General features: G+C 69.0%; 19 protein-coding genes and 3 pseudogenes. 8 read left to right on the forward strand and 14 right to left on the reverse strand.

The features are described 5' to 3' along the window. Positions 1–206 precede the first annotated feature (206 nt). Both AC5R91_RS18915 and AC5R91_RS18920 read right to left on the reverse strand, forming a co-directional pair. A complete protein-coding gene (locus AC5R91_RS18915) occupies positions 207–386 on the reverse strand; it encodes a putative RiPP precursor (RefSeq protein WP_495392683.1) in 180 nt (59 codons plus the stop codon). Positions 387–551: 165 nt separating this feature from the next. Further along, a complete protein-coding gene (locus tag AC5R91_RS18920; protein WP_495392684.1) occupies positions 552–1,145 on the reverse strand; it encodes a PadR family transcriptional regulator in 594 nt (197 codons plus the stop codon). A 133-nt stretch (positions 1,146–1,278) separates the two neighbouring features. On the opposite strand from AC5R91_RS18920, the gene AC5R91_RS18925 reads away from it, so the two are divergent. Next, positions 1,279–2,586: a carotenoid oxygenase family protein gene (locus AC5R91_RS18925; RefSeq protein ID WP_495392685.1), complete on the forward strand. Its 1,308-nt coding sequence runs from the start codon at positions 1,279–1,281 to the stop codon at positions 2,584–2,586. 54 nt (positions 2,587–2,640) lie between these two features. Here the strand turns inward: AC5R91_RS18925 and AC5R91_RS18930 are convergent, their stop codons facing one another. Both AC5R91_RS18930 and AC5R91_RS18935 read right to left on the reverse strand, forming a co-directional pair. Then, the gene (locus AC5R91_RS18930; RefSeq protein WP_495392686.1) at positions 2,641–4,506 is read right to left on the reverse strand and encodes a serine/threonine-protein kinase; all 1,866 of its coding nucleotides are present in this window, start codon (positions 4,504–4,506) and stop codon (positions 2,641–2,643) included. 184 nt (positions 4,507–4,690) lie between these two features. After that, a complete protein-coding gene (locus AC5R91_RS18935) occupies positions 4,691–7,159 on the reverse strand; it encodes an ATP-binding cassette domain-containing protein (RefSeq protein WP_495392687.1) in 2,469 nt (822 codons plus the stop codon). 142 nt (positions 7,160–7,301) lie between these two features. On the opposite strand from AC5R91_RS18935, the pseudogene AC5R91_RS18940 reads away from it, so the two are divergent. Continuing rightward, positions 7,302–7,901 (forward strand): annotated as a pseudogene (locus tag AC5R91_RS18940) (SigE family RNA polymerase sigma factor); the annotation flags it as partial. Between the two features lie 301 nt (positions 7,902–8,202). Beyond that, positions 8,203–8,646: a hypothetical protein gene (locus AC5R91_RS18945; RefSeq protein WP_495392688.1), complete on the forward strand. Its 444-nt coding sequence runs from the start codon at positions 8,203–8,205 to the stop codon at positions 8,644–8,646. 62 nt (positions 8,647–8,708) lie between these two features. Here the strand turns inward: AC5R91_RS18945 and AC5R91_RS18950 are convergent, their stop codons facing one another. Beyond that, the gene (locus AC5R91_RS18950) at positions 8,709–8,993 is read right to left on the reverse strand and encodes a hypothetical protein (RefSeq protein WP_495392689.1); all 285 of its coding nucleotides are present in this window, start codon (positions 8,991–8,993) and stop codon (positions 8,709–8,711) included. Positions 8,994–9,322: 329 nt separating this feature from the next. Between AC5R91_RS18950 and AC5R91_RS18955 the strand changes: the two genes are divergently transcribed. Next, a complete protein-coding gene (locus AC5R91_RS18955; protein ID WP_495392690.1) occupies positions 9,323–10,345 on the forward strand; it encodes a CobW family GTP-binding protein in 1,023 nt (340 codons plus the stop codon). Here the strand turns inward: AC5R91_RS18955 and AC5R91_RS18960 are convergent. Then, positions 10,334–11,839 carry a DUF2252 domain-containing protein gene (locus AC5R91_RS18960; RefSeq protein ID WP_495392691.1) on the reverse strand — a complete coding sequence of 502 codons (1,506 nt, stop codon included), beginning with the start codon at positions 11,837–11,839 and terminating at the stop codon, positions 10,334–10,336. The genes AC5R91_RS18955 and AC5R91_RS18960 overlap by 12 nt on opposite strands. A 97-nt stretch (positions 11,840–11,936) precedes the next feature. Then, complete coding sequence (locus AC5R91_RS18965) at positions 11,937–12,344, reverse strand: YccF domain-containing protein (RefSeq protein ID WP_495392692.1); 408 nt, start codon at positions 12,342–12,344, stop codon at positions 11,937–11,939. A gap of 398 nt (positions 12,345–12,742) precedes the next feature. Between AC5R91_RS18965 and AC5R91_RS18970 the strand changes: the two genes are divergently transcribed. Then, positions 12,743–13,270 (forward strand): potassium channel family protein, encoded by a 528-nt coding sequence (locus AC5R91_RS18970; protein ID WP_495392693.1) that lies wholly within the window; start codon positions 12,743–12,745, stop codon positions 13,268–13,270. Positions 13,271–13,754: 484 nt separating this feature from the next. After that, positions 13,755–15,329 carry an MFS transporter gene (locus AC5R91_RS18975; protein WP_495392694.1) on the forward strand — a complete coding sequence of 525 codons (1,575 nt, stop codon included), beginning with the start codon at positions 13,755–13,757 and terminating at the stop codon, positions 15,327–15,329. A 5-nt stretch (positions 15,330–15,334) separates the two neighbouring features. Here AC5R91_RS18975 and AC5R91_RS18980 read toward each other — a convergent pair whose 3' ends face one another. The 3 genes from AC5R91_RS18980 to AC5R91_RS18990 form a co-directional block, all read right to left on the reverse strand. Then, positions 15,335–15,718: an SHOCT domain-containing protein gene (locus tag AC5R91_RS18980; protein WP_495392695.1), complete on the reverse strand. Its 384-nt coding sequence runs from the start codon at positions 15,716–15,718 to the stop codon at positions 15,335–15,337. A 115-nt stretch (positions 15,719–15,833) separates the two neighbouring features. Continuing rightward, complete coding sequence (locus AC5R91_RS18985; RefSeq protein WP_495392696.1) at positions 15,834–16,577, reverse strand: ribonuclease BN; 744 nt, start codon at positions 16,575–16,577, stop codon at positions 15,834–15,836. 288 nt (positions 16,578–16,865) lie between these two features. Beyond that, positions 16,866–17,213 carry a carboxymuconolactone decarboxylase family protein gene (locus tag AC5R91_RS18990; protein ID WP_495392697.1) on the reverse strand — a complete coding sequence of 116 codons (348 nt, stop codon included), beginning with the start codon at positions 17,211–17,213 and terminating at the stop codon, positions 16,866–16,868. Between the two features lie 271 nt (positions 17,214–17,484). Here AC5R91_RS18990 and AC5R91_RS18995 point away from each other — a divergent pair, with 271 nt between their 5' ends. Next, positions 17,485–18,867, forward strand: coding sequence for a hypothetical protein (locus tag AC5R91_RS18995; protein WP_495392698.1), 1,383 nt, complete (start codon positions 17,485–17,487; stop codon positions 18,865–18,867). Between the two features lie 96 nt (positions 18,868–18,963). Here AC5R91_RS18995 and AC5R91_RS19000 read toward each other — a convergent pair whose 3' ends face one another. The 3 genes and pseudogenes from AC5R91_RS19000 to AC5R91_RS19010 all read right to left on the reverse strand — a co-directional run. Further along, positions 18,964–20,247 carry a diacylglycerol/lipid kinase family protein gene (locus AC5R91_RS19000; protein ID WP_495392699.1) on the reverse strand — a complete coding sequence of 428 codons (1,284 nt, stop codon included), beginning with the start codon at positions 20,245–20,247 and terminating at the stop codon, positions 18,964–18,966. A gap of 625 nt (positions 20,248–20,872) precedes the next feature. Next, the gene (locus AC5R91_RS19005; RefSeq protein ID WP_495392700.1) at positions 20,873–22,438 is read right to left on the reverse strand and encodes a YncE family protein; all 1,566 of its coding nucleotides are present in this window, start codon (positions 22,436–22,438) and stop codon (positions 20,873–20,875) included. Positions 22,439–22,510: 72 nt separating this feature from the next. Further along, positions 22,511–23,194: pseudogene (locus AC5R91_RS19010) on the reverse strand (IS3 family transposase); the annotation flags it as partial. Between the two features lie 400 nt (positions 23,195–23,594). Here AC5R91_RS19010 and AC5R91_RS19015 point away from each other — a divergent pair. Further along, positions 23,595–24,989 (forward strand): transposase, encoded by a 1,395-nt coding sequence (locus AC5R91_RS19015; protein WP_495392701.1) that lies wholly within the window; start codon positions 23,595–23,597, stop codon positions 24,987–24,989. Between the two features lie 13 nt (positions 24,990–25,002). On the opposite strand, the pseudogene AC5R91_RS19020 reads toward AC5R91_RS19015, so the two are convergent. Continuing rightward, positions 25,003–26,085: pseudogene (locus AC5R91_RS19020) on the reverse strand (IS256 family transposase); the annotation flags it as partial. Between the last annotated feature and the right edge of the window lie 21 nt (positions 26,086–26,106).

A 26,106-nucleotide genomic window follows, 5' to 3' on the forward strand; every position in this document is an offset into this window, starting at 1 on the left:
CGTCAGGAGCTATCAGAACGTCGCCGGGCTGAAAGGACACGGAATCACCGCGGCTCCGCGGCGTTCCACATCGACCAGGGCCGCGCCGGACCCGGCGACCGGAAACGGCGAGTGGCGACGGCCGCTCGCCGGCTCGTCGCCACTCGTTTCCTGCTGGTTGATGATGTCGGACCGTCGGGTTGGTGCGCTGTCGAGCGATCGGGTTATCAGCCCCAACCGCCCCAACCGCCCCAACCGCCGTGGCCCCGGTGGCCCCAGCGGCCCCAGTGATGCCGGTGGCCGCCCCAACCACCCCAGCCCCAGCCTCCGAAGAAGCCGACGAAGCCGGTGGCCTGCCGGAACGACCCCTGGCCCTGAAGGGCCGGCGCCTCATATGTCGCCTTCATACCTTTCCCCTCCGAGTTCGAGCCGGTCATACCCGGGCGGCTCGGCCAGCTCCGGTGACTGCCGTCGGTGGCCCAACACTCCGGCCTCGGCTCCCAACTCATTGACCGTGCAACTTATGACCTGCAACTAACAGCCTGCCTCTGCGGGGTCCAGCGACGGTTCACTCACGGTTCAGTCCAGGCGGGCGGCGTAGCACAACCCGGGGCCGGAGCGGGCGTGTCCGGGTCGCTGACGCCACTCGCGGCGCGGTCGACGAGCTGCTTCTGCGCCCACAGCGCCCACTCCTGCTGGGCGGCCGTGACGCGCAGGCCCCATTCCAGCGCGAGGCGGCCGTGTACGGAGAAGGAGTCCGGCCCGGAGGCGACCGCCGTCAGCGCGGACAGCTCCTCGTGGTGGGCCGCCGCGGTCTCGGCTTCCCGCCGCATGAATGCCTGGGCCTCCTCGCGCTCGAGCAGGCCGAGGAAGAACACCCGAAGCAGCATGTCGTTGCGTGATGACCGGTTCGGTTCGACCGTGGTGAGCCAACGGTGCAGCTCGGCCCGCCCGGACTCCGTGATCGTGTACTCCTTGCGACCCCTGGCCCCCTCGGCCGTGACGGTCACCTGGCCGGCGTCGGCCAGGCGACCGAGTTCCGCGTAGACCTGGCTCTGGGTTGCCGACCAGACGTTGCCCAGTGAGATCGCGAAGGTCTTGAGCAGGTCGTAGCCGCTGGCGGGGCGGTCGGCGAGCAGGCCGAGCACGGCATGACGGAGGCTCATGCTCCCAGCTTAGGTCAGCCTTGACCGGTCACAGTTGGATGTTCTATCATTGACATGTCAAGGATGGAATATCGCCGGCCGGGGTGGAGGCCATGCACACGGGTCGGCCGTCACTCTGATCGGAGAAGAGCCGATGACGCCGAGCGCCCCCACCTACCTCAGCGGCCTGCTCGCGCCCGTGGCCGACGAGATCGATGCCGTCGACCTGCCGGTCTCCGGCGCGCTGCCCGGCGCGCTGCGCGGCCGCTACTTCCGCAACGGCCCCAACCCGCCCCCCGGCGCCGATCCGGGGCACTGGTTCACCGGATCCGGGATGATCCACGGCGTCCGGCTGCGGGACGGCCGCGCCGAGTGGTATCGCAACCGCTGGGTACGCACCCGCGAGCTGGCGGGCGCGCCGTTCGTGGGGCCCGCCGGATTCGATCTGACGGCCGTTCCCGCGAACACCAGCGTGATCCGACACGCCGGCCACATCCTCGCGCTGGTCGAGGTCGGCCTGCCGTACGAGCTGACGCCCGAGCTGGCGACGACCGGGCCGTGCGACTTCGGCGGGAGACTCACCACCGCCATGACCGCGCATCCAAAGCGGGACCCGCTCACCGGTGACCTGCTGTTCTTCGGCTACGGCATGGCCCCGCCGTACCTGACCTACCACCGGCTCTCGGCGGCCGGCGAGCTCGTCGAGAGCAGAGTGATCGACGTGCCGGGCCCGACGATGATGCACGACTTCGCCATCACCGAGAGCCACGTCGTGTGGCTCGACCTGCCGGTCGTCTTCGACCTCGCGCTCCTCGGGCAGGGGATGCCCTACCGGTGGGACGACGCCTACGGCGCGCGCATCGGCGTCATGGCGCGCGACGGGGGCGAGACGCGGTGGTTCGACATCGACCCCTGCTACGTCTTCCACGTCGGCAACGCCCACGTCGACGACGCCGGACGGGTCTCGCTCGACGCCGTCCGCTACGACCGTGCCCGCTTCGCGGCGACCTGGCCTCGCCTCGGCGGAGCCCCGGCCGAGGCAGGCCTGATCGCCGACGGCTTCGTGCACCGCTGGCTGATCGACCCGGCGAACGGGGTGGTCAAGGAGCACGCACTCGACGACCGGGCGGTCGAGTTCCCCACCCTCAACGAGCAGCGGGTGGGGCGGCCGAACCGCTTCCTCTACTCCGTCGGCCAGGACACGATCGTCAAATACGACGTCCGGACCGGCGCGAGCAGGGTCCGCACCCTCGCTGCAACCACCGGCGAAGCGATCTTCGTCCCCGCGCCCGGGGCCCGCTCGGAGGACGACGGCTGGTTGATCTCGATCGTGACCGACCAGGACGGGAGCGGTTCCGAGCTGCTCGTCCTGGCCGCCTCCGACCTTGACACCGTGGCGTCGGTATCCCTGCCCCGTCGGGTGCCCGCCGGATTCCACGGCTGTTGGATCGCCGACGAATAGGATCCGGCTGGCGGCTCTGTCGGACCTCCCCTCGACCAGGACGGGCCCGTAGTACTAACCCCAGCGCTGGTAGTCGCCGTTGTTGCAGCCCTGGGTGTAGACGCGTCCATCGGCGTTGCTGTCCAGGCATTCGCCGGTGGAGGCGTTTCGGAAGGTCATTCCGCCACTGTCGCTGGACATGGTCCAGAGCTGCGCGGCCCCGCCGTCGCAGCCGGTGGCGTACACCGTGCCCTGGTACCTGGTTCCGTCCGGCGCGGCATTCGCCCGGCTGCCCAGGCAGTTGTTGGTCTGGAAATTCCTGAGCCGCACCCCGCCGTTCCCGGCCGTGTACACCCAGTGCTGGTAGTTGCCCTGGTTGCAACCCAGCGTGTAGACCTGCCCCTGCGCATTGCTGTCGAGGCAGCTATGGGTCGCGACGTCGGTGAATGTCCTGCCGAGACCGCCCTGCGCGGTCGCGGCGGCGGGCGGCGCCGCGGCAACGGGACCGGCCTGGCGTGGCGGGGGCAGGACCGTCGGATTCGCCACGCGCATGGCGGCCGCCGGTGCCGGCGCGGATGCCGGTGCCAGTGCGGATGCCGGTGCCGGTGCCGGTGTCGATGCGGATGCCGGCATCGATGTCGGTGCCGGTGACCCGGCGCCGTCGGCGCCGTCGGCACGAGCGGAAGCACCGGGACTCGGGCTGGCCGTGGGGGCAGGGTGCCCCGCCATCGCCTGCGTGTCCTTGGCCTTTGCCTGGATCAGGAGCCGCTTCGACGGGTCGGACGGTGAGCCGGTGGTCGACACGACGGCCGCAGCCATGGCCGCAATCACGACGACGATGCCGAGAGCGACGACGAGAAGGCGACGTCGGCGCCGCCTGCCCGGCTCGACGGAGGAATCCCCAGGTCGGTCGACGTCGGAGCCGATCGCAACGGCGCCGCCCGGCGGGGTCGATCCAAATGCCGACGGCGGCGCTGGCACCCGCTCGGCGGGCACGCCGTTGCCGACCGCCCAGGGCGGCGGGGTGCCCGGCGGCGCGGTCTCAGGCGGCGCGGTCTCAGGCGGCAGGGTGCCCGGCTGGGTGCCCGGCAGCGGAGTGGCCAGCGGCGGGGTGGTCAGCGGCGGGCTCGCGGGCAACCCGTACAGGTCCGGCAGGAGAGCCCGTAACTGATCGGCCCCGGTCCGCGCGGCCGGGTCCTTGGCGAGCATGGCGGCGAGGACGGACCACAGTTCGTCGCTGAGGTTCGGCGGGCGGCCGGGCAGGAGGTCGACGTGCGCCCGCAGGATCGCCAGCGGCGCTCGCCCGGCGAACGGCGTGACCCCGCACAGCAGCTCGTAGAGCACGAGCCCCGCGGCATAGATGTCCGCGGGCGGACCGGCGACGCCCTCCTCGATCATCTCGGGCGCCATGTAGAGCGGAGTACCGAGGATGCCCGGCTGCATGGTCAGCCGCGTCGACGCGTCCGTCAGCCCGGCGATCCCGAAGTCGGAGATCTTCGGGCGATACCCGCCGTCATGCCGGTCGAGCAGCACGTTCTCGGGTTTGAGGTCGCGATGAATGATGCCGAGCGCGTGCGCGGCATCGAGCCCGGTCAGAATGTCGACGGTCGTCGCCACGGCCTCCGCCGGTGGGACCGTTCGGCGCCGTATCAGTTCACGACGCAGGTCGGAACCCTCGATGAAGTCCATGACGATGGCCAGGTCCCCGCGCTCGGCAACGAGATCCCGGACCCGCACGACAAAGGGTGAGTCGACCCGGAGGAGCACCGAGCGTTCCCGCATGAACCGGGCGACGATGTCCGGGTCCACCATGAGCTCCGGCAGCAGGAGTTTGAAGGCGAGCGGCGCGCCGTCTTCATCGCGGCCACGCCACACCTCGCCCATCGCACCCCGACCGATCACCGTGTCCAGGGTGTAGGAACTTCCCAGCTTTCTCGCCAACGCCCGCCGCCCTCCCTGCGTCCAGCATCCCAGCGGCGCGATTCTCGCAGACATACCGGGCATATGGCGCACGCAGGTCGGTTCGAGCGTTAACCAGCAGAAATTCCTATTTGCTCATAGCCGGGACGGCTACCCCATCGCCCACGGTGCCACGCCCGCGCCGGCCGACACGGTCGTGCACCGGTCAGGTGCGGACGTAGGCTGCGAGGTGCTCGCCGGTGCGGGTGGAGCGGGCGGCGACGAGGTCGGCGGGGGTGCCCTCGAAGACGATCCGGCCGCCGTCGTGGCCGGCGCCGGGGCCGAGGTCGATGATCCAGTCGGCGTGTGCCATGACCGCCTGGTGGTGCTCGACGACGATGACCGACTTGCCGGCGTCGACGAGCCGGTCGAGCAGGCCGAGCAGGTGCTCGACGTCGGCGAGGTGCAGGCCGGCGGTCGGCTCGTCGAGGACGTAGACACCGCCCTTGGCGGCGAGGTGGGTGGCCAGCTTGAGTCGCTGCCGCTCGCCGCCGGACAATGTGGTGAGCGGCTGGCCGAGGCCGAGGTAGCCAAGCCCGACGTCGGCGAGCCGGCCGAGGATGGCGTGCGCGGTCGGCGTGCGCGCCTCGCCGGCGCCGAAGAACTCCGCGGCCTCGGTCACCGACATCGCGAGCACCTCGCTGATGTCACGGCCGCCGAGGTGGTGGTCCAGCACCGAGGCCTCGAACCGCTTCCCCTCACACTGCTCGCAGGTGCTGGCGACGCCGGCCATCATCGCCAGGTCGGTATAGATGACGCCGGCGCCGTTGCAGGTGGGGCAGGCGCCCTCGGAGTTCGCGCTGAACAGCGCCGGCTTCACTCCGTTGGCCTTCGCGAACGCCTTGCGGATCGGATCGAGCAGCCCGGTGTAGGTCGCCGGGTTGCTCCGTCGCGAGCCGCGGATCGCCGTCTGGTCGATCGACACCAGCGCCCCGATGGCCGCCCCGCCGTCGCCTCCCCGGGTGGAACCGGACCCCGCGCCCGCGCCGCCGTCCGACTCGAACAGGGACGGCAGCGACCCGTGCACGAGCGAGCTCTTGCCGGAACCGGCGACGCCGGTGACGACGACCAGCACCCCGAGCGGGATGTCGACGTCGACGTCGCGCAGGTTGTGCGTCGTCGCGCCGCGGATCTCAAGCCGCCCGGTGGGCGTGCGCACCGTGTCCTTGAGCGCGGCCCGGTCGTCGAGATGGCGGCCGGTGAGGGTGCCGCCGGCCCGCAGCCCGGCGACGGTTCCCTCGAAGCAGACGGTGCCGCCCGCCGCGCCGGCTCCTGGGCCGAGGTCGACGATGTGGTCGGCGATCGCGATCGTCTCCGGCTTGTGCTCCACGACGAGCACCGTGTTGCCCTTGTCCCGCAGCCGCAGCAGCAGGTCGTTCATCCGCGCGATGTCATGGGGGTGCAGGCCGATGGTGGGCTCGTCGAAGACGTACGTGACGTCGGTGAGCGAGGAACCAAGGTGGCGGATCATCTTGACGCGCTGTGCCTCGCCGCCCGACAGCGTGCCCGCCGGCCGGTCGAGCGAGAGGTAGCCCAGCCCGATCTCCGCGAACGCCTCCAGGGTGTGGTGCAGCGCGGCGAGCAGCGGCGCCACCGACGGCTCGGCCAGCTCACGCACCCACCCGGCGAGGTCGCTGATCTGCATCGCACAGGCGTCGGCGATGCTGATCCCGGAGATCTTCGACGATCGGGCGGCCTCGCTGAGCCGGCTGCCGCCGCAGTCGGGGCAGGTGGTGAAGATCACCGCCCGCTCCACGAACGCGCGGACGTGCGGTTGCAGCGCGTCGACGTCCTTGGCCAGGAACGACTTCTGAATCTTCGGGATCAGGCCCTCGTACGTCAGGTTGACGTTGTCGACCTTGATCTTGGTCGGCTCCTTGTGGAGCAGGTCGTGCAGCTCCCGCTTGGTGAACCGGCGGATCGGCTTGTCCGGGTCGAAGAAGCCGCAGCCGCCGAAGATGCGGCCGTACCAGCCGTCGACGCTGTAGCCGGGGACGATGAGCGCACCCTCGTTGATCGATTTGGTCTCGTCGTACAACTGCGTCTGGTCGAAGTCGGTGACCGCGCCCCGGCCCTCGCAGCACGGACACATTCCGCCGGTGCGGGTGAACGTCTTCCGTACCGCCTTCGCGGCGCCGCGTTCAACCGTGATCGCACCGCTCGCCCGGACCGAGGGGACGTTGAAGGCGAACGCGCCCGGCGGGCCGATGTGCGGCTGCCCGAGCCGGCTGAACAGGATGCGCAGCATCGCGTTCGCGTCGGTGGCGGTGCCGACGGTGGAACGGGCGTCGCCACCCATCCGCTGCTGGTCGACGATGATCGCGGTCGTCAGCCCTTCGAGCAGGTCGACCTCGGGGCGCGCCAGCGTCGGCATGAAACCCTGCACGAAGGCGCTGTACGTCTCGTTGATCATCCGCTGCGACTCCGCGGCGATCGTGCCGAACACCAGCGAGCTCTTGCCCGAGCCGGAGACGCCGGTGAACACCGTCAGCCGGCGTTTCGGGATCTCGATGCTGACGTCCTTGAGGTTGTTCTCCCGCGCACCCTGCACGCGGATCAGCTCGTGGCGATCGGCAACGTGCAGCGCAGGCGAGTCCGCGCCCGTCCCCGTGCCCGTTCCCGTGGCCATGCTCATCCGCGTCTCCATTCGTCGGGCGGCGCCGCCCTCGTGGTCTCCGTCTGCGTCACCTGGGCCCGACCTGCCGCCTCGAGCAGTACACCGTCCTCGACGCGCCCAGGGCAACAGCCGCCACCCAGCTGGCCAGCGGTGCCGGCCTGAGTTCCGAGAGTTCTTCGCGCCGCGGCTACCGCGGCTGCTGGGACTGGCCTACCTGCTCTGCGGGGACGCCACGGAGGCGGAGGACCTGACCCAGATCGCGCTCGCGCGGGCGTTTGTGGCGTGGCGTCGGGTCCGCGACAGCGACCATCCGGACGCGTACGTACGCCGCATCCTGGTGAACGCGAACAGGCGGCGGTTCAGCCGGCGACGGGTGGCCGAGGATCTCGTGGCGACGGTGCCGGAGGCGGCTGAGCACGGCGGTGGGTTCACCGCGGTGGAGGACCGGGCCGGGCTGGCCGCGGCGTTGGCCACGCTGCCGCCGGGCCAGCGTGCGGTGGTCGTCCTGCGCTACTGCGACGACCTTTCCGAGGATCAGGTGGCCAAGGTGCTCGGCCGGTCGGTCGGGACCGTGAAGAGCCAGGCATCCCGGGGACTGGCGAAGCTGCGGTTGCACCCCGCGCTGCATTCCGAGTGGGCCGGGTCACCGAGGCCCCTTGATCGGGGGCGTCACCACCAGCAGGTGGCATCGGCACAGGACACCGCGGCGTCTGACGCTGCGACCCATGACATTGAATCGATGACGGGAGGTTCCGCGTGACAACCGACGAGGCAACCGTCGCGTGGCTGCGTGCGGCGGCCGGGGATCTGCGAGCGCATCCTTCGGAGCGCATCTGGACGAGCGTCGAGGCGCGGGTATCCGGGGAACGCCGACGCCGGGCGGCGAGGCGAACGATCCCGCTGGTCACCCCACGATGACGGCCGTTCACCTCTCCCCGGCGGAGAAGGCGGCGATCCCCTTGGAATGCGCGCAGTCGGGTCCCGGTCAGGCGGATCCGGCCCGGTCCCCCACTTTCGGTCTGATCCCGCGAGCGGCGGTCCGCGACGGTCTGGGGATCAGTATGAGTGTGCTGCTGGCCATTGGCTCTACGGCGACCGAGTGCGAGATCCCACTCGATTCCGCCGGACGGCCGGACATCTCATTGGCGTACGGATTTATGAGCAGCACGGGAACCACCCTCTCCGTCCCCAACCCCGTATCGATCGACATTTCCGGCTCCCACGGCTTCGGATGGCTGGCCAATCCTGATGAAACACGAACAGTGCACACCGTCGGCGGACGGGTGAGCACCGAGGTCGTACGGATCACGGCGACCACGCCCAACGGACACACTATCCAGGTCCCGATCCAGAACGGCTACTTCATCACGCGGTCCGTTCAGGTGGACGGACCCGAATCGACCGACCGGACTATGGTCGGGGGCGACTGGAATCGGTCAAAGGCGTCCACCCTACGGTTTTACGACGCCAATGGCCGGCTGCTGAAGTCCGTCACCGCAGGATAACCGCCTCGGCTGCGTTCGGAAGCGGATCGATCCAGGTCCGCCACCCCCGGGCAACCGAGCTGTCAGGACGGGACCTGCACCGCGAAGACCTGTTCGTGGTCTGCGGGCGTCCACATCCAGCCGGCGCCCGTGCGCGAACCCAGCGTCTCGGTCGCGTTTACCGGATACGGTTCCTCGGGATTGGTCATCCCCCAACGTCGCGCAATCGTCTGGGCAGTACTGCGTGCGGCGGCAATGGCCTCCTGCTCGTCCGCATAGACTCCGATGATTCTCAGCGCCGGGTCCTCTATCATGCCGCATTCGATGCAGCCGACCTTGCAGACGAGCCAGTTGAGCCTGCTGCTCACGGGAATGTCCTTCCAGAGTATCCGCGGACGCCGGTCACGACCGGACTTCTCGACCGCCGGACCTCGGCGCTGCCGCCCGCGCGCCGATCCTAGCAAGCAATCCGACGACAACCTTCGGGCTCGGCGACGCCTTTCCACTCTGGTGGCGGGGCCTTATGGCTCCCCGTGAGGTTCCCATTTGTGAAGCACCCGGGGCGGGGCGGCCCGTGGCCGCCGGGTCGACGGCCGGCCCGGGTGGATAGTCTTCGTGGCCCGAGCCCGGGATCCGCACACCTGGCGATGCGGATCGCGCCACCGGCGCAGCGCGGCCCGGGGGGAGGCAGGCGGGGATGGGCGTGCGGGTACCCGTGATCGCGCTCACCGGATACCTGGGCGCGGGCAAGACGACGGTGCTCAACCACCTGCTCCAGGCGCCTGGAGCGCGCCTCGGGGTGGTGGTCAACGACTTCGGTGCGATCAACGTCGATGCCGCGCTGGTCACCGGCCAGGTGGACGAGCCGGCCTCGATCGCGGGCGGCTGCCTGTGCTGCCTGCCGGACACCGACGGCCTGGACCAGGCGCTGGCGAAGCTGACCCATCCGCGGTTGCGGCTGGACGCGGTGATCGTGGAGGCCAGCGGGGTGGCCGACCCGCCACATCTCGCCAGGCTCATCCGGTTCAGCGGCGTGGACCGCGTGCGCCCCGGCGGTCTTGTCGACGTGGTCGACGCCGCCGCCTACTTCGACACCGTCGACACGGGCGGCCTACCGCCGGCCCGGTTCGCGTCGGCCTCCCTCGTCCTGATCAACAAGACCGACCGGATTGCGCCGGCGCACCGCGCCGAGACGGTGGCGCGGATCGCCGGCCGGATTCACGCGAGCAACCCCCACGCCCACGTCGTCCAGACCACCCATGGCCGCATCAACCCGGTTCTCGTGTTCGACGCAGCCAGCCCGCACGACCCGGTCGACGAACTCCCACTCGCGGCCCTGGCCCGGGACGATCACGACCACGACGGCGAGCCGCACCCGCGCGTCAACGCGGTGACCGTTCCCGCCACCGGCCCGGTCGATCCCGGCCGGCTGGTCGACCTGCTTGAGGACCTGCCCGCGGACATGTACCGGCTCAAGGGCACCGTGACCGTGGACACCGGGCGGGGCATGCGCGGCCACGTCGTCAATGTCGTCGGACGCCAGATCCACGTCGCGGTCAGGCCCGTGACGGAAGGTCCCGACGGCCTGGTCGCGATCGGCATGCATCTCGACGAGCCCGCCGTCCGCACCCGGCTCGAGGCGGCCCTCCAGCCCTCCACCGACCGCCCCGCCGCGGACGGGGTACGCCGCCTCGCCCGATACCGGCGTCTAAGCACCTGAGCACCTGTGCCTGCGAACGCCTGAACGCCCGGACTCCTGAACAGCGGTGCTGACCCGTCCGGTCCGGACCGCCTCCGCCAGCGCGGCGTGGTCGGCCTCGTTCTGATCGGCGTAGGCCTCCGCGAACTGCGCGACCGCCCGGTCGAACGCCTCGCCGGTGCCGAGGTAGGCCGCGATCGCGATGCGGTCACCCGACCGTGCGTGGGCCCGGGCCAGGGTGGCGGCGCACAGTCGCCCGAACAGCGTCATTCCGTGCGGGACCATGTCCTCCGCCACCGCGATGCCCTTCCAGTCCTGCAACTGCCGGACGTAGAAGTCGCGCCGCCGCCCGTCGATGCCGTCCACTCGCTGCCAGCCGAGGAAGATGTCGGTGGTCGCCTGCATGAGCCGTTGTCCGGCGACCACCCGTTCGCCCTGGTTGTCGTACTCGCTCCCGGGCAGGTAATCGGCAAGGACCGACGTCCCGGCCTCCTTGAGCTGCAACAGGAGCGGGTCGCCGCCGTCGCGGCCGAGCAGCAGCGCGACCCAGCAGCGGGTGCCCACGCTACCGACGCCGACGACCTTGCGCGCGAAGTCGACGAGCCGGTACTGGGCGAGCAGCGAGCGCCGATCGGCCGACAGGGTGGTCGAATACCGGTCGACGATCGAGCCGAGCCATCCCATCAGCAGCTCCTGCTCGGTCCCGGCGAGCAGCTCGTTGACCGGGACGAGCAGCGGAGGGTCGGTCACGAAGCGCCGTTCGCCGTCCGCCACCTCGGTCAGCTTGGCGAACGCCCGCAGCCGGTCGTGCGACCGGGCGCGCGCCGTCGCCTGCGACAGGCGCTTTGACGTCCGCCGACCCAGAACGTCGGCGAACCGCGTGGTCAGATCGGCGACGTCGACGTGCGCATACCAGACGTCGAGGTTGGTCATCGCCGCGAACCGGTGCATCCACATGCGGTACGCCCCGACCGCCGCGGTGACGATCCCGCGCCGTTCGGACCGGGCGAAGCCGTTGGCGCGACCGGCGATGACCAGGCTTGTCGCGAGCCGCTTCACATCCCACTCCCACGGGCCGGGAAGGGTCTCGTCGAAGTCGTTGATGTCGAACACCAAGCGCCGTTCGGGGGACGCGAGCAGCCGGAAGTTCAGCATGTGCGCGTCGCCGCAGAGCTGGACGTCGATTCCCGACGTCGGTGTCCCGGCGAGGTCCGCCGCCATGATCGCGGCAGCGCCTCGGTAGAACCGGAACGGCGACTCCATCATGCGCTGGTAGCGGAGGGGCACAAGCTCAGGCAGGCGGGTCCGCGACTGCCGGTCGATCACGTCGATCGGGTCGGCCCGGTCCGGCGCCGGGTCGTACTCCGCGTGGGCCCGGCGCGGGGCCCGGGTCCGCGCCTCCTTTCCCCGGGCCGTGCGCTCTGCCGGTGTCGGCGGGATCCGGTCGGGCCCTGTCCTGGCTGGCCGTCGCGGCTGGGAGCCGCGCGCGGCGGGATGCGTGACATCAGTGGTCATATTCGACCTCTCGTGGCCTGTGGGAGGGCCTCTCGTCACCACCCTCGGGGTGACGGTCGCCATCGGTTCAAGCTCCTGGCCGGCTCGCCGAGCAGGGTCACCGCAACGCCGGCACGCCCCTCTCCTCGTACTCGTCGACGTCGACGATCTGCATCCCCAGCGGCATCAGCGAGACCGGGATGAGCTTGAAGTTGGCCAGGCCCAGCGGAATGCCGATGATCGTCAGGCAGAGCGCGATGCCGGTTGTAAGGTGACCGATCGCGAGCCACCACCCGGCCACGATGATCCACAGAACGTTCCCGATCAGCGATCCGGCCCCGGCGTCCGGTCGCGGGACCAGCGTCCGTCCGAATGGCCAGAGCGTGTAGTTCGCCATTCTCAAGGCGGCTATCCCGAACGGGATGGTGATGATCAGGATAAAGCAGAGTATTGCGGCCAGGGTATACAGAATTGCCAGCCACAGTCCGCAGAGCACCAGCCAGATGATGTTGAGCGCCGTACGCATCCGTCGCTCCTTTCCGCCGGCCGTCCCGCTACGCGCCCGCCGGCGGCGATTCTTCCGGGCCCCCGGCGGCGACGGCCGAACCGCCACCGTACGCCCGTTCGCGTTCCACGAGAAACGGGAACGGGTATCTCCTGTCAGCCTTACCGCCACCGTGCCCCGCCGCGGGACGTGCTAACCGGGCTGGATCCACCATCGGGGTGATTAACCGTCATGTCCTGTGGCCCGTCGTTTCACCGATGCCAGGAACCGTTGTACCCGGATGCGGCGGAAACTCCGCTGATCAGCCTCGCCGCGGTGGCCCCGGCCGTCCGCCGCGCGGCGCAACCCGCTCCATGACCACGCCTGGGGTGGGCGGGGAGCGTCCCCAGCCACCGGATCCGGCCATCCGGCGGCGTCTGATGCGACACGCGGTGCGGCGGGCCGCGTTGAACGTCACGGTGCTCGTGACGCTTTACTACGTGCTGCCACTGCGGGGGGCGTTGGACCCGCCGGCGATCCTGCTGCTCGTCGGTGGGCTGCTGGCGTTCGCGGTGCTCGCCGGCTGGCAGCTGCGCTCGATCCTGCGGTCGCAGTACCCCGCGGTCCGGGCCATCGAGGCGCTTGCGCTGTCGATCCCCCTGTTTCTGATCCTGTTCGCGAGCACGTACTTCCTGATGAGCCGGACGGGGGCGGAGACCTTCACCGAACCGATGAACCGCACCGACGCGCTGTACTTCACCGTCACCGTGTTCGCCACCGTCGGATTCGGCGACATAGTGCCGAAATCGGAAACAGTCCGGATCGTCACGATGGTGCAGATGCTCGCCGACTTGCTCGTGCTGGGGCTGCTCATACGCGCGGTCCTCAGCGCGGTCGAGCACGGGCAACGGCGCAAGACCGCGCCGCCGGAGACACCCGCGCCCGCGCCGGACACTCGACGGCCGTGACGAACCCCGGCGGGGTCCGCACCCCTTCGTCGAACGACCGAACACGACGGCCAGGCGAACACGACCGGGACGCCTACCTGACTTTCCCACCTCTTCCCACGATACGCGGAATTCGAGGAGATCTGACAGGCCGGCTCTTCCTGCCTGCCCCGGATGAGTTTTGACACTGGTTCTGGGAGGTGGGTGAATCTGGAGATGAGCCCTGCGACCGAGAGGACGCTATGCCCCGGATCCGGCGTACGAGTGATGATGGCCGCGTGTGGAACCATCCTCACCGGGTGGACGGTACTGGGAGTGTGCTGGCTGGTAATTGGTGGACCGGGCCGCGACCGAGCCCGGAAATCAGGATATGAGCTGGCGCGCGGGTCGATACCACAAGGCCGGGCCAGACCGAGACCGGGTCGGCGAAGACGGCCACGCCTGCGGAGAAGAAGCTGGGGGAGCCAGGACCGTTCTCCTGACGCTTGCGGCGGGGCAGTTCCTCATGACACTGGACAGCTCGGTCATGAACGTGTCGATCGCGACAGTCGCCGCGGATGTCGACACGACGGTGACCGGAATTCAGACCGCCATCACCTTTTATACGCTGATGATGGCCGCATTCATGATCACCGGTGGTAGGCTCGGCCAGATCCTCGGTCACAGACGCGCGTTCGCCATCGGCTGCGTCATCTACGGCTGCGGATCGTTGACCACCGCACTCGCCGGGAATCTCACGGTCCTCATCTTCGGCTGGTCGTTTCTCGAGGGGGCCGGCGCAGCACTGATCATGCCTGCGATCGTCGCACTCGTCGCGCAGAACTTCGCCCGTGACCAACGACCTCGCGCATATGGACTCGTCGCCGCGGCCGGAGCGATCGCCGTCGCGACAGGCCCCCTCGTCGGCGGCATGTTCACCACCTATCTTTCCTGGCGCTGGGTGTTCGCCGGCGAGGTACTCGTGGTTCTCATCATTCTGGCGCTCGCCCGCGGCATCGTCGACACGTCGCCGAGGGAACATCGCCACCTTGACCTCGTCGGAACCACACTGTCCGCACTCGGCCTCGGCCTGATCGTATACGGAATCCTGCGGTCGGGAAGCTGGGGCTTCATCCAACCGAAGGGAGGAATGCCCAGCTGGCTGGGACTGTCACCAGCAATCTGGCTGATACTCGCCGGCGGCTGCACGCTCCGGATCTTTGTTTGGTGGCAGGACAACCGCCTCGCCCGGGGCGACGCCGTACTACTCGATCCGGAACTGTTGCGAAACCCAACCCTTCGGGGCGGCCTCACCTCGTTCTTCTTCCAGTACCTGCTCCAGGCCGGCCTCTTCTTCACCATCCCTTTGTTCCTGTCCGTGGCGCTCGGGCTCTCCGCAGTCGAGACCGGGGTCAGGCTGCTGCCGCTGTCAGTCACCCTGCTCCTGGCCGCCGCGGGCATTCCCAAGGCACTGCCGCACAGCTCGCCGCGTCGCATCATCCGGAGTGGATTCCTCGCCCTGTTCATCGGCATCATAATCATGATAGCGGCGCTCGACGTCGGAGCCGGTCCAGAAATCGTGACCTGGCCGATGCTGCTTGCGGGACTCGGTGTCGGCGCGTTGGCATCGCAGCTGGGCAGCGTCACCGTCTCCGCCGTGCCTGACGAACACAGTGCCGAGATCGGCGGAGTGCAGAACACGGTGACAAACCTCGGAGCGTCGATCGGCACCGCGATGGCCGGCGCGGTGCTCATCTCGACACTCACTACATCGTTCCTCACCGGTGTCCAGCACAACCCCGAAGTGCCCGTAGGTCTCGTCTCGACCGCCGAGGTGAAATTGGCGGAGGGCATTCCTTTTCTGTCTGACAAGGACCTGGAGACCGCCCTCGCCGAGGCTGGTGTGCCCCCGAGGGCAGCCGAGGCGATCATCGACGAGAATGCAGATGCGCGCCTCGACGGACTACGCGCCTCATTGTCCCTGCTCGCGGTATTCGCCCTGCTCGCGTTGTTCTTCGCGCGCCGTACCCCGACCCGGCAGCCGTCCGCGGCGCCCCAGACCGATGGTCCCCCGGATCAGGTCGGAGGCAGCAGATCCTAGCACGCTCAGGTCAGAACGCGGGACTTCGCCCGCTGGAAATCCTCCTCGCTGATCTCACCGTTCCTGCGGAGGTCGACCAGCTTCGCCATTTCGTCGGCAACCCCCTGCGACTGCACCGCGGACGGCTGGAACCCTTGATACAGGGCCTGCTGTCGCTGTCGGTCCGCCATCGCCCGCTCACCCATCGAATCGCCACGGAATATGGTGTATGCCAGCACACCCAGAAGCGGGAGGATGATGACGGCGGTCAACCATCCGGCCTTCCCCCAGCCGGAGAGGTCACGACTGCGAAAGATGTCCGACACGATGACGAAGAGCAGGTACAGCCACAGGAGAAATCCGAAGAACAGCAGCATCGTCCAAAAGGCTGACAGAAGTGGATAATCCATGACGAAGCCCCCTAGCGCAGACCGACATCGGATATCGATGACGTGTCGCTGAGAGACCTACCCGCAACTGCACGTCACCACACGGTTCGCGACCCTGACGGCGAGCGAGGGACAATCACCTGAACAGAGATCTCAAACGTCGCCTGACCGGACGGAGGACGGACAGGCCCTGCTCGTTGTACCAGCCGCCGACGATCGCCCCTCCGGTGAGAACGACTCCGAACCCGATCAGCCACGAAAGAAACGTGAAAACGACTCCGATCTCGCCGTAGTTCCGCTCGTTCTCGACGATCGACGCCGAGAACAGCAGGCGGCTCACCACCCCGAGGCCGGTCAGGCCGATCGTGGTGAACACGGCCGTGGGCAGGATTTCCCGCCAGCCCAGCCGGCCGCGGAGGAGAACCCAGGTACCGCTCCAGAGCAGCAGTCCCATCGCAGCGGTAACGATCAGACCCTGGCATACCTGGCCGGCGACCGTGCCGGTGAGCACCGCCCCGGTGGCGGTGGTACCAGCAAGAAAGACGATCAGTCCGGCGAGCCAGACCACCTGAGCCGGCACACCGCGCAGGCCGAACGCCGGAAGCCGGAAGACCCGCAGGTACACCGACTGCACCGCCCCGGCCAGGCTCAGTCCGCCCAGGGTCAGCCAGAGCGCGCCGAGAACCGTCCAGCCGGACTGCGCGGATCCGCCGCCGCCGTGGGGGATGAAGAGACGCTCGACGGCCATCGCGGCCTCGTGGTTCAGCCCCATCCGTCTGATGATGATCTCGGCCGCACCGCCGGGGCGCAGCGGCGACACCGCCGCCAGTGTGATGATGAATGGGAAGAACAGCATCAGGATGAGCGCGGCGAGGGTCATCGCACCATTTATCAGATCGCTCTGGCGCAACTGGCGGGCCAGGTTCTCCGCGGACGAACCGCCCCATCTTTCCCGAAACGCACCGCGCGGTTTCGGTGCCCGCTCTTGGGCGTACCTGACGGTGCGCCGGTACCCCCGCCTGGTCCGACCACCGGCGGCATTCGCGGCCGGTCGGACCCATCGCCGACCCACCCCCGTAGCATTACTCAAAGTGAGCGTCGGCGCATCCCGCCGGCCCGGGCCAGGGACCGTCGACCCCGACGGTCCCTTTCGGCCGGCGCGAGCCCATTACTCCGGGTTCTCGTTCAGGATCTCCTCCAAGCCGAGCGCGCGCAGGACGTTCCCCGCCGCCGACACGACCCGGGCACTTCCGACGATCGGCGCGATGGCGGTGGTCACGCCCTGCGCGTCGGCGGCGGTAAGGCCCGCCTCCTGGGCGGCGGCGAGGTTCATCAGATAGGAAGCGGGCGCCGAGTCCACGGCGACGAGTGCCGCCAGGCGCACGAGATGGTAGGTGCGCTCGTCCAGGCCCGACCGCTCGAGCGTGTCCAGGTGCATCTGCACAATCTCTTCGAAGACCGGCGCGTCGCCGTGCGCGATAGCGCCGAGTGTCCGCTCAGGAGCCTGTGTCGTCATTACTCTCCCCCTATTTGACCACTTGCTGTCTTGGCCACTTGAAATTCGAGGATATTTACCTAGTATTGGCTGCCCGAGACCGGCTGCCCGCAAACATACGACGTCAACGGATCGAGGCGGAGGAAGTAGTTTTCGTTATTTGTCCGCAGTTTCTCGGCACCACGTTCCCGTCTCGCCCGCCGGCAGTTTTCAGCTACTCCTCGCAGGGAAGGACGCGGCCGCGAGACCGTGATGGCGGCCGCGCCGGGCAGAATGCGGGAGGGACTGTGCCATGGTTGCCAGTGCTGGCGACGGCTCCGACGGCCCGGCGCATTCCGCCGACAAGCGTTCCCTGTCCGTCGGGGAGCGGGCGGAGTACGAGCGGCTGCGTAGCGCGGTGGCGGTGCGGCACGACCGGCTTCGGACCGTCGGGGCGTCCCTCCTGCTCCTGCTGGCCGCCGTGCTGGCGCCGCTCGGCGTGGTTGCGACCTGGGCGGACACGACGATTTCCGACACGGACCGGTACGTGGATACCGTCGCCCCGCTCGCCACCGACCCCGCGGTGCAGAACATGGTGATCAACCGTCTGACCGACCGGGTCGTCAGCAACGTCAACGTCGATCAGGTCGCCTCGTCGCTCGCCGGCGTCCTCGCGCGAAACGGCGCTCGCCCCGCTGTCGTGGACCACGCCGACGCACTGGCCGGCGCGATGAAGACCGCCCTGACCAGCGCGGTGCATCAGGTGGTTCAGGGGGTGGTCACCAGTGACCAGTTCCCCCTGGTGTGGGAGAACGCGAACCGTCGGGCACATGCCGCCGTGGTGAAGGTTCTCACCGGTGAGGGCGGCAGCGCCGTGCAGGCCAAGGACAACACGATCGTGTTGGACATTGGCCCGGTCGTCGACAGCGTGCAGAAGCGACTGGCCGACGCCGGCTTCGAGAAGGCCGGCAAGATTCCGGACGTCGACCGGCAGATCGTGCTGCTGCGGACGGACAAACTGACCAAGGCTCAGGACGCCCTGCGTCTACTCGACATCCTCGGCCTCTGGCTGCCGGTCGCCATTGTGGCACTCGTCGCGTTGGGCGTGTGGCTGGCGCCCTCGCACCGCGCCGGGCTCATGGCCGCGGGCACCGGAATCGGCGTGACGATGATCGTGCTGCTCGTGGGACTGGCCGTCATGCGCCAGATCTATCTGGACTCCGTCCCGTCCGACACCCAGCCTCAGGACGCGGCAGCGGCCATCTACGACACTCTCGTCCGTTTCCTGCGAAACAACGCGCTTACCTGGTTGACCATAGCCGTCATCACCGTGGTCGCTGGATATCTCTACGGGCCGGGACGCGGCGCCCGCGCCATCCGCTCCGGTGCCGCCCACGCCACCGGAGCCATCGGTCGGTCCGCGGCCCGGGTGGGTGTGCGCACCGGCCGCACGGGCCGCTGGTTGGACAGACATCGCCGCTTCACCAGCGGGATCGTCATCGGCGCCGGGGCGCTGGCCCTGGCGCTGTGGAACTCGCCGACGCCGTCATCGGTCGCCCTCGTTCTCCTTATAGTCGTGGTCGCCCTGGCCGCCCTGGCTATCCTTGCCGCCGCCGGCACCACACAACCCGGGCCCGCGAGCCCCGACGGCAGGCCCTCCGATGCCCGGAAGCCACGCCCTGAAGCCACGCCGTGACGCCGTGAAGCCGCCGACCACTCCGATCGAGCAGACGAATCCCTGAGAACGATGACTGGGACGGCTGACACCCAGGCCGAGGCCGCGCGGCCCGGCTCACGCCGGCGACCGGCCGGCCGCAATGCGGATCAGCGCGGGGACCATCCCCCAGACACCCGGCCGCGCGGCGGGGACCCCGGGAGCGTGCAGCGGGATCCGAACGCGCACAGCCGCCGGAAGCGAGCGGAGATCCAGCGGCGGCGGCAGGCGCAGCGCCTCCCCGTCCACGCCGACGCTGACCAGTCGCGCGGAGTCGATTCTCATGGTGGGGCTGCTCCACTGGTGGAAACCGCGGAACCGGCTGATAGCACCCATGGACTCGAGCGCGACGAGTGCGGGTAGGTCGCGAGCGCGATCGACACGCAACGCCGCCACGCCAAGCCGGCCGCTGTCGAGCCGGGGCCGGGTACCGAAACCACCAAGGCTGTTCAGCCGGTAGGCGTTGTTGGACACGAGCAGGATGTCCGCGGTCGATCCGGCGCGGCCGTCCGGGCCGGTAAAGCGAAGATCCGGCGGAGCGCGGTCCACGCCCAGCAGGTCGGGCAGCATCGCGGCCGCCGTTCCCACCTTGGCGTCGCGGTAGCTGTCGGACTGCACGATTTCGGCGTAGACGCCCAACGAGACGTTGTTGACGAACACGCGGTTACCGAGCTGACCAAGGTCAACGCGCTGCTCGACAGCGAGGTCGAACGCGTCGAGCGCCCCCACCACATCCTTCCGGTCGAGGCCAAGGTCAAGGGCGAAGTGGTTACGGGTACCGGCTGGGACGCAGACGAACGCCATCCCTCGCCGCCGCGCCACGTCCGCGACCAGTGCCTGCGAACCATCGCCGCCCGCCATGCCCACCACGTCGGCTCCGCGGTCGGCGGCGTCCTCGGCGAGGGAACGAAGATCAGCGCGTTCCGTGAGGGTAACGACCGCGATCCCGCGCCGGGCGGCCTCCTGAGCGAGATTGTGGCGGTCGGCGGCGCCACCCCCGGAGCGCGGGTTCACCAGCAGGACGCCGCGCCGGGCGGCTCCAACCATGAGCCCCTTTGGTCGGTGTCGTCCGAAGGCGCCGCGCGCCGCGGTTCCCGACGTGACGAGCAGGCACGCGGTGACCAGCACGGTGGTCAGGCCGACCACCCCCGCGAAGGCGATCAGGCCGCCGACTGCGAAGGCCGCCACGACAGCCGCGCTCAGGCGGCGCAGCCGCCGTCCGACCAGCGCCGTCCAGCCCGCTAGCAACGCGATCGTCACAGCGGCGACCGAAACCGGCAAGGCGATCGGCCGGTCGATCAGCCGGGCGAATACGACAGCGACCGCCGCGGCGAAGCCCACCAACGCCGCTGAAGCCGCCACCCGCCGGGACCGGGAAACCGGCGTTCCCGCACGCCGCCCCGACCGGCGAACCATCCAGGAACGCACGATTAACCACCCTTCCGAGCTTCACAACCGCTCCGCCGCGATCAGGTGGGGCGCGGCTCGCTCCTACCGTCCTCGTCGAGAGGTTCAAGCGCAGGATCTTCTCCTTGGCACGCTGGCATTCCATCTCGGACAGGTCGCCACTCGCCTTGAACTCGACAAGCCTGAGATCTTGTCCGTGCCCGTCCCGGCGCCGACGGCTGTCTCCCGGATATAGGCGTCGACCTGCTCCCATTGTGCCCGCGCATGGTCGACTTCACCCACCCCACCGTCGTGCGCCGCGACACGGGACAATGCGCCAACAGGCACGCCAAACCCCTTTGCCAGCGACACGTGTCCCGCGCGGTGTCCCGACCGGCAACCCTCACGATCAGCGCCGATCGGACAGGCCGGGTGAACCGGTCAATCCTCAAACACGCCGAAGCCCTGTTGGTAGGCCTGGACTGTTCCGTCCACCGGCTGATGTGCCTGGGTCGAACCCTGGCTCGGCCGGTGACTGAGTCGATCACCGGCCGAGCGCAGGGTCCTGCTCTGCTTGCGTGCGCTACTTCTGAGGGTTCGTCTACGCCTGGTCGGGCTTCGGGGCCAGTGTGGGCGTTGGGGCCAGTATGGGGGTTGGGGTTGGGGTCGGGGTCGGGGTCGGCATGGCGGTCACGATCTGAGCCGGAGCCGAGATAACGGGCGGAGTCCAGGTGATCGTGACCTCACCGTTGCCGTCGTTGACCGTGCCCGAGTTGACCCCGGCGGTCAGGACGGGGTTCTCGATGGTCGACGCGGCGAACGAGCTCCCGCCCGCGCCACCGCCCGCGCCACCACCGGCCGTGGTGGCGGTCGGGTCCAGGCAGGGTGGGGTGTGCACTCCGGTGCAGGGCAGGTTCCCGGCACCGCCGGCACCGCCGGCACCGGACGTGCTTTCAGTACCGTCCCCGCCGCAGCGCGGATCGGTCAGCGGATCGGTGGTCGGGGGATTCCCAGCACCGTGCCGGCACGCGTTCAGCCCTCCGGCGCCTCCGGTGGTCTGGGTGCCGCCCTTACCCGGGAGTCCGGCATTACCACCATCGACGGTCGACCCAGCGTCGGCGCCGACGTCACCGCCGCCGGCACCCCCGGCGCCGCCGAGCGCGTTGCCCTGCCCGCCGACGCCGCCGCCGCCGCCTCCGCCGGCACCGACCAGCACCCGGGTGGACTGGTCGCACTTCCGTGCGACACATCCCGCCGCGGCCACGCGGACGTCGGAGGAACCGCCGCCGCCGGAGCCGTTACCACCGTTGAACGCTGTTCCGCCGTTCGCACCGGAGCCATCACCAGGCCCACCTGACACGCCGGCGTCGGACCCACCGAATCCGCCGAGTGCTCCCGATCCGCCGGACGGGCCATTGCTCATTCCGCCCGAGCGCGAGGCCCCGGTTCCGTTGGCGCCCTTGCCCGCCACGTTCACCTGCAGGACCTGGTTGCCCTTCAGCCCCGCCAGTGCCCCGGACACCTGGCCACCGCCACCTCCGGGACGCCCGGTGATGTCCCCTGCCGGGGACGGGTGTGCCGCGTCACCAGCGATGAAGTAGTGCCCGCCCTGGGCGCCGGTCACCACGACCTCGACCGAGCTCACTCCCGCGGGCACCGTGAAGGTGTCCGATCCGATGGTGTGATACGTGCAGGTCATTGTCGTCGTCCCGGACAGCACTCCGGTCGTCCCGCATACCGGCGGAGATGGTACGGCCTTCGGTGGTGCGCTGATCGCGATCCCCACCGGCCGGTCACCGACGGGGATCGGGGTGCCGGCGGTGTTGCTGGCCACATCGATCGGCGTCACCGTGTCGCTGTCGCGGTTGACCGCATAGGCGGCCACGCCGTCCGGCGTGACCGCGATGTAGAACGGTTCGATGCCTCCGGTGGAGATAGGAGTGCCGGGGGTGTTGGTGGCGACATCGATCGGCGTCACCACGGCGTCACGCTCATTGGTGACGTACACGGTTCGACCATCGGGCGTGATCGCGATCCCGACCGGGCGGTCGCTGACCTGAATCGGTTTGCCGGGGGTGTTGGTGGCCACATCGATCGGCGTCACGGTGGCGCTGGCAGCGTCGGCGTTGTCCGTGACGTACACGGTCTTGCCGTCGGGTGTGATCACAATTCCCTGCGGGTTGTTCCCGTGAGGTGAGCCCTGTTTCTCGGACACCTGCGTAGCGGGATTCTATCTGGCTTATGCGGCGTCTGCAATGTTTGCGGTGGCCGTGTGGTATAGGTTTTCGACGTGTTCGGGGGTCTGGTAGCCGAGGGTGGAGTGGAGTCGCTGCCGGTTGTAGAAGACCTCGATGTACTGGATGATCGCGGTGCGGGCAGCGCGGCGGGTTGGATAGGTCTCGCGGTGGATGAGTTCGTTCTTGAGGGTTCCGAAGAATGATTCGGCGAGCGAGTTGTCCCAGCAGACACCGGTTTCTCCGGCCGAGGGGTGTACCTGGTGGTGTCGCAGGACTCGTTGGTAGGCGTCGGACAGGTATTGCGAGCCGCGGTCGGAGTGAAAGGTCGCGCCTTCCTGTATGCGGGTGCGGGTGGCGGCCATCGTGAACGCGTCGATGATCAGTTCGGTGCGCATGTGATCTGCCATTGACCAGCCGACGACTTTTCTCGAGTAGCAGTCGATGACAGTGGCCAGGTACAGCCAGCCTTCGTCGGTGCGAATATAGGTGATGTCTCCGACGAGTTTGGTTCCTGGTCGGGTGGCGGTGAAGTCGCGGCGGACGCGGTCGGTGGGCGCGGGGGCCTGGCCGGGGATGGTGGTGCGCCGGTAGGCCCTGGGCTGGCAGGCCTGCAGCCCGGCCTGGCGCATGACCCGGCGGACCAGGCGCACCGACGCCGGTGTCCCCGAGGCGCGTAGGGCGGGAGCCTGTCACGATTTCCGTGTAAGCCAGAGGTGAATAGCTTGGCCTACGCGTTCACACTATCAGAAAGGTAGGCGTCCGGGGAAGAGGCTGGAGAGCGTGTTGAGCGCGATTTTCCATCCGTGGGTCCCGGTACCGGACTCGCCGCCGCGTTGGCTCGATATGTTACGGAGCCCGAGGTAGAGTAGCTTCATCGCCGCGTCACGGTCGGGGAAATGCGGGTCTTCGAAGTTAATCGGGGTGGGCTGTGGGGCCGCCATCCGGTTGATGACCGTGCGTGATGTTGGCTTGCCGTGGGCTTGTGTGCCTGGTGTGGCATTGCGGCATGTCGTGACATGAAAAGGCCCGCAACCCGGGCGATCTTGGTTGTTCTCACGCAATCAAGACGCCACAGGGGTTACGGGCTTGGACGATCATACGTGTGCCGCGACGTTGTTGTTGGAACTGGACGGTCTGGCGGTACGGCGCATCGAGCGGCAGGCGGACGGGTCGCGGCTGGCCTTGCTGGAGACCGCGGACGACACGGCGCGGGCGTGCCCGTCATGCGGGGTGTTCGCGACGCGGGTCAAGGGGGTGGTGCGCACCCGGCCGCGGGACGTGCCCTGCGGGTCCTGGGATCTGCGGTTGGAGTGGGTCAAGCGGCGCTGGTACTGCGACGAGCCGCGGTGCGCGCGGGGGTCGTTCACCGAGTCGCTGCCCGCGGTGCCCGCCCGGGCACGGCTGACGGCCCGGCTACGTCAGCAGGCCGCGGTGCGCGTCGTCGACGGGGTCTGCGCGACGGTCGTGGCCACCGCCCGGTCGCTGCGCCTGTCGTGGCCGACGACGATGGACGCGGTCCGCCAGGCGGCCGCGCCGTTGACCGAGAGCACGCCACCACCGATCGAGGTACTCGGGATCGACGAGGTGCGCCGGGGCCGGCCCCGCTGGCGGCCCCCCGAAAGCCCCCCACCCGGCCGGGCTGCCAGCGAGCCCGAGGACGCCGAAGCCCACGGCGGGCCCGCTGGTGGCGAGCCGGCGAAGGCCCGGATACTCGCCGACCGGTGGCACGTCGGGTTCACCGACCCGCACGGCGCCCACGGCATGCTCGGTCAGGTCGAGGGCCGCACCGGCGACGACGTCGCCTACTGGCTCGCCAGCCAGCCGGCGGCGTGGCGCGACCGGGTGGCCTACGTCGCGATCGACATGTGCTCCGTCTTCGTCGCCGCGATCCGCCGCTACCTACCCCTGGCCATCGTCGTCGTCGACCACTTCCATGTGGTGAAGCTCGCGAACGACATCCTCAACGAGGTCCGCCGCCGGATCACCACCACGACCCGAGGCCGGCGCGGCCGCAGCGGCGACCCCGAGTGGCAGATCCGCGGCCTGCTCCGCCGCAACCGCGAGAACCTCACCGACCGCCAACTCGCGAAACTGTGGAACACCCTCATGGACCTCGGCGAACCCGGCCAGATGATCCTGGCCGCCTGGATCGGGAAGGAGGAACTCCGCGCGCTGCTCGCGCTGGCCCGCACCCACCCCGACCGCACCGTGATCGCCCACCGGCTCACCCGGTTCTACACCTGGTGCGCCGACGCCGACATCCCCGAACTCGAACGCCTCGCCACCACCATCAGCACCTGGTGGCCCTGCATCGAGGCGTTCCTCCACACCGGGATCACCAACGCCGCCAGCGAAGGCTACAACCGCGTCGTCAAACTCGACGCCCGCAACGCCTACGGCTACCGCAACCCCGAAAACCAGCGTCTACGCACACGCTGCGCAACCACCCGCCGAGCCCGCGGATGCCTCAACCCCGCTTAACTTCGAAGAGCCGGAAATGCCTGCGGTTCTTCGTGATTTTCCGGAGCTGGAAGTTCATCGACTCGATCGCATTGGTCGTGTACACGATCTTCCGGAGTTCGGGTGGGTAGTCGAGGAACGGAATGAACTCGGTCCAGGCGTGGCGCCACACGTCGACCGCGCCGGGGTACTGGACGCCGAAGTTCTTGTCGAACGCGGCCAGGCCGAGTTCGGCGGCTTCCAGGGTCGGTGCCGTGTAGATGTCCTTCATCGCCTTGACGACGGCTTTCCGGTCGCCGTAGGACACGAACCTCATCGCGTTGCGGATCACGTGCACAACGCAGGTCTGCACGACGGTCTCGGGGAAGACCGCGACCGCGGCGTCGGGCAGGCCGGACAGCCCGTCGCAGCACACGATCAGCACGTCGCGCACCCCGCGGTTGCGGAGATCGGCCAGGACCTTCTGCCAGAACTTCGCGCCCTCGGTGTCCTTGATCCAACAGCCCAGCGCGTGCTTGCGGCCATCGACATCGACACCCACGGCCAGGTAGGCGACCTTGGTCGTGACCACCCCGTTGTCCTTGATCCGCAGCCGGATCCCATCGACGTACAGGATCGGGTAGACCTCGTCGAGGGGCCGGGACTGCCAGGCCTTGATCTCGTCGACGACGACCTCGGTCACGTTCGAGATCAGCTCCCGGGAGGCCTGGACCCCGTAGACCTCACGCAGGTGCGCCTCGACGTCGCGGGTCGTCATGCCCCGCGAGTACAACGACAGGATCGTGTCGTCAAGATTCCCGATCCGCCGCGCCCGTTTCGGCACGATCGTCGGCTCGAACGAACCGTTCCGGTCACGCGGTACCTCGATCTCGACCGGCCCGTTCCGGGTCGACACCGTCTTCGTGGACTTCCCGTTCCGGGAGTCTCCCGTGCCCTGACCGGCCGGATCACCCACCTCATAGCCGAGATGGCCCGTCATCTCGACCTGCAAGGCCCGCTCGAGGACAGCCTTCGTCATCTGGTTCAACAGGCCATCGACCCCGTCGATCGGTGTTCCGGTCGCTTTCGCGTCCTTCAACAACGTGTCGATCGCCTCCGGCGCGAAAGCCTCGGCGATCCTCTTCGCCGCCGCTTCGTC

The organism is Frankia sp. BMG5.60 (assembly GCF_059428125.1).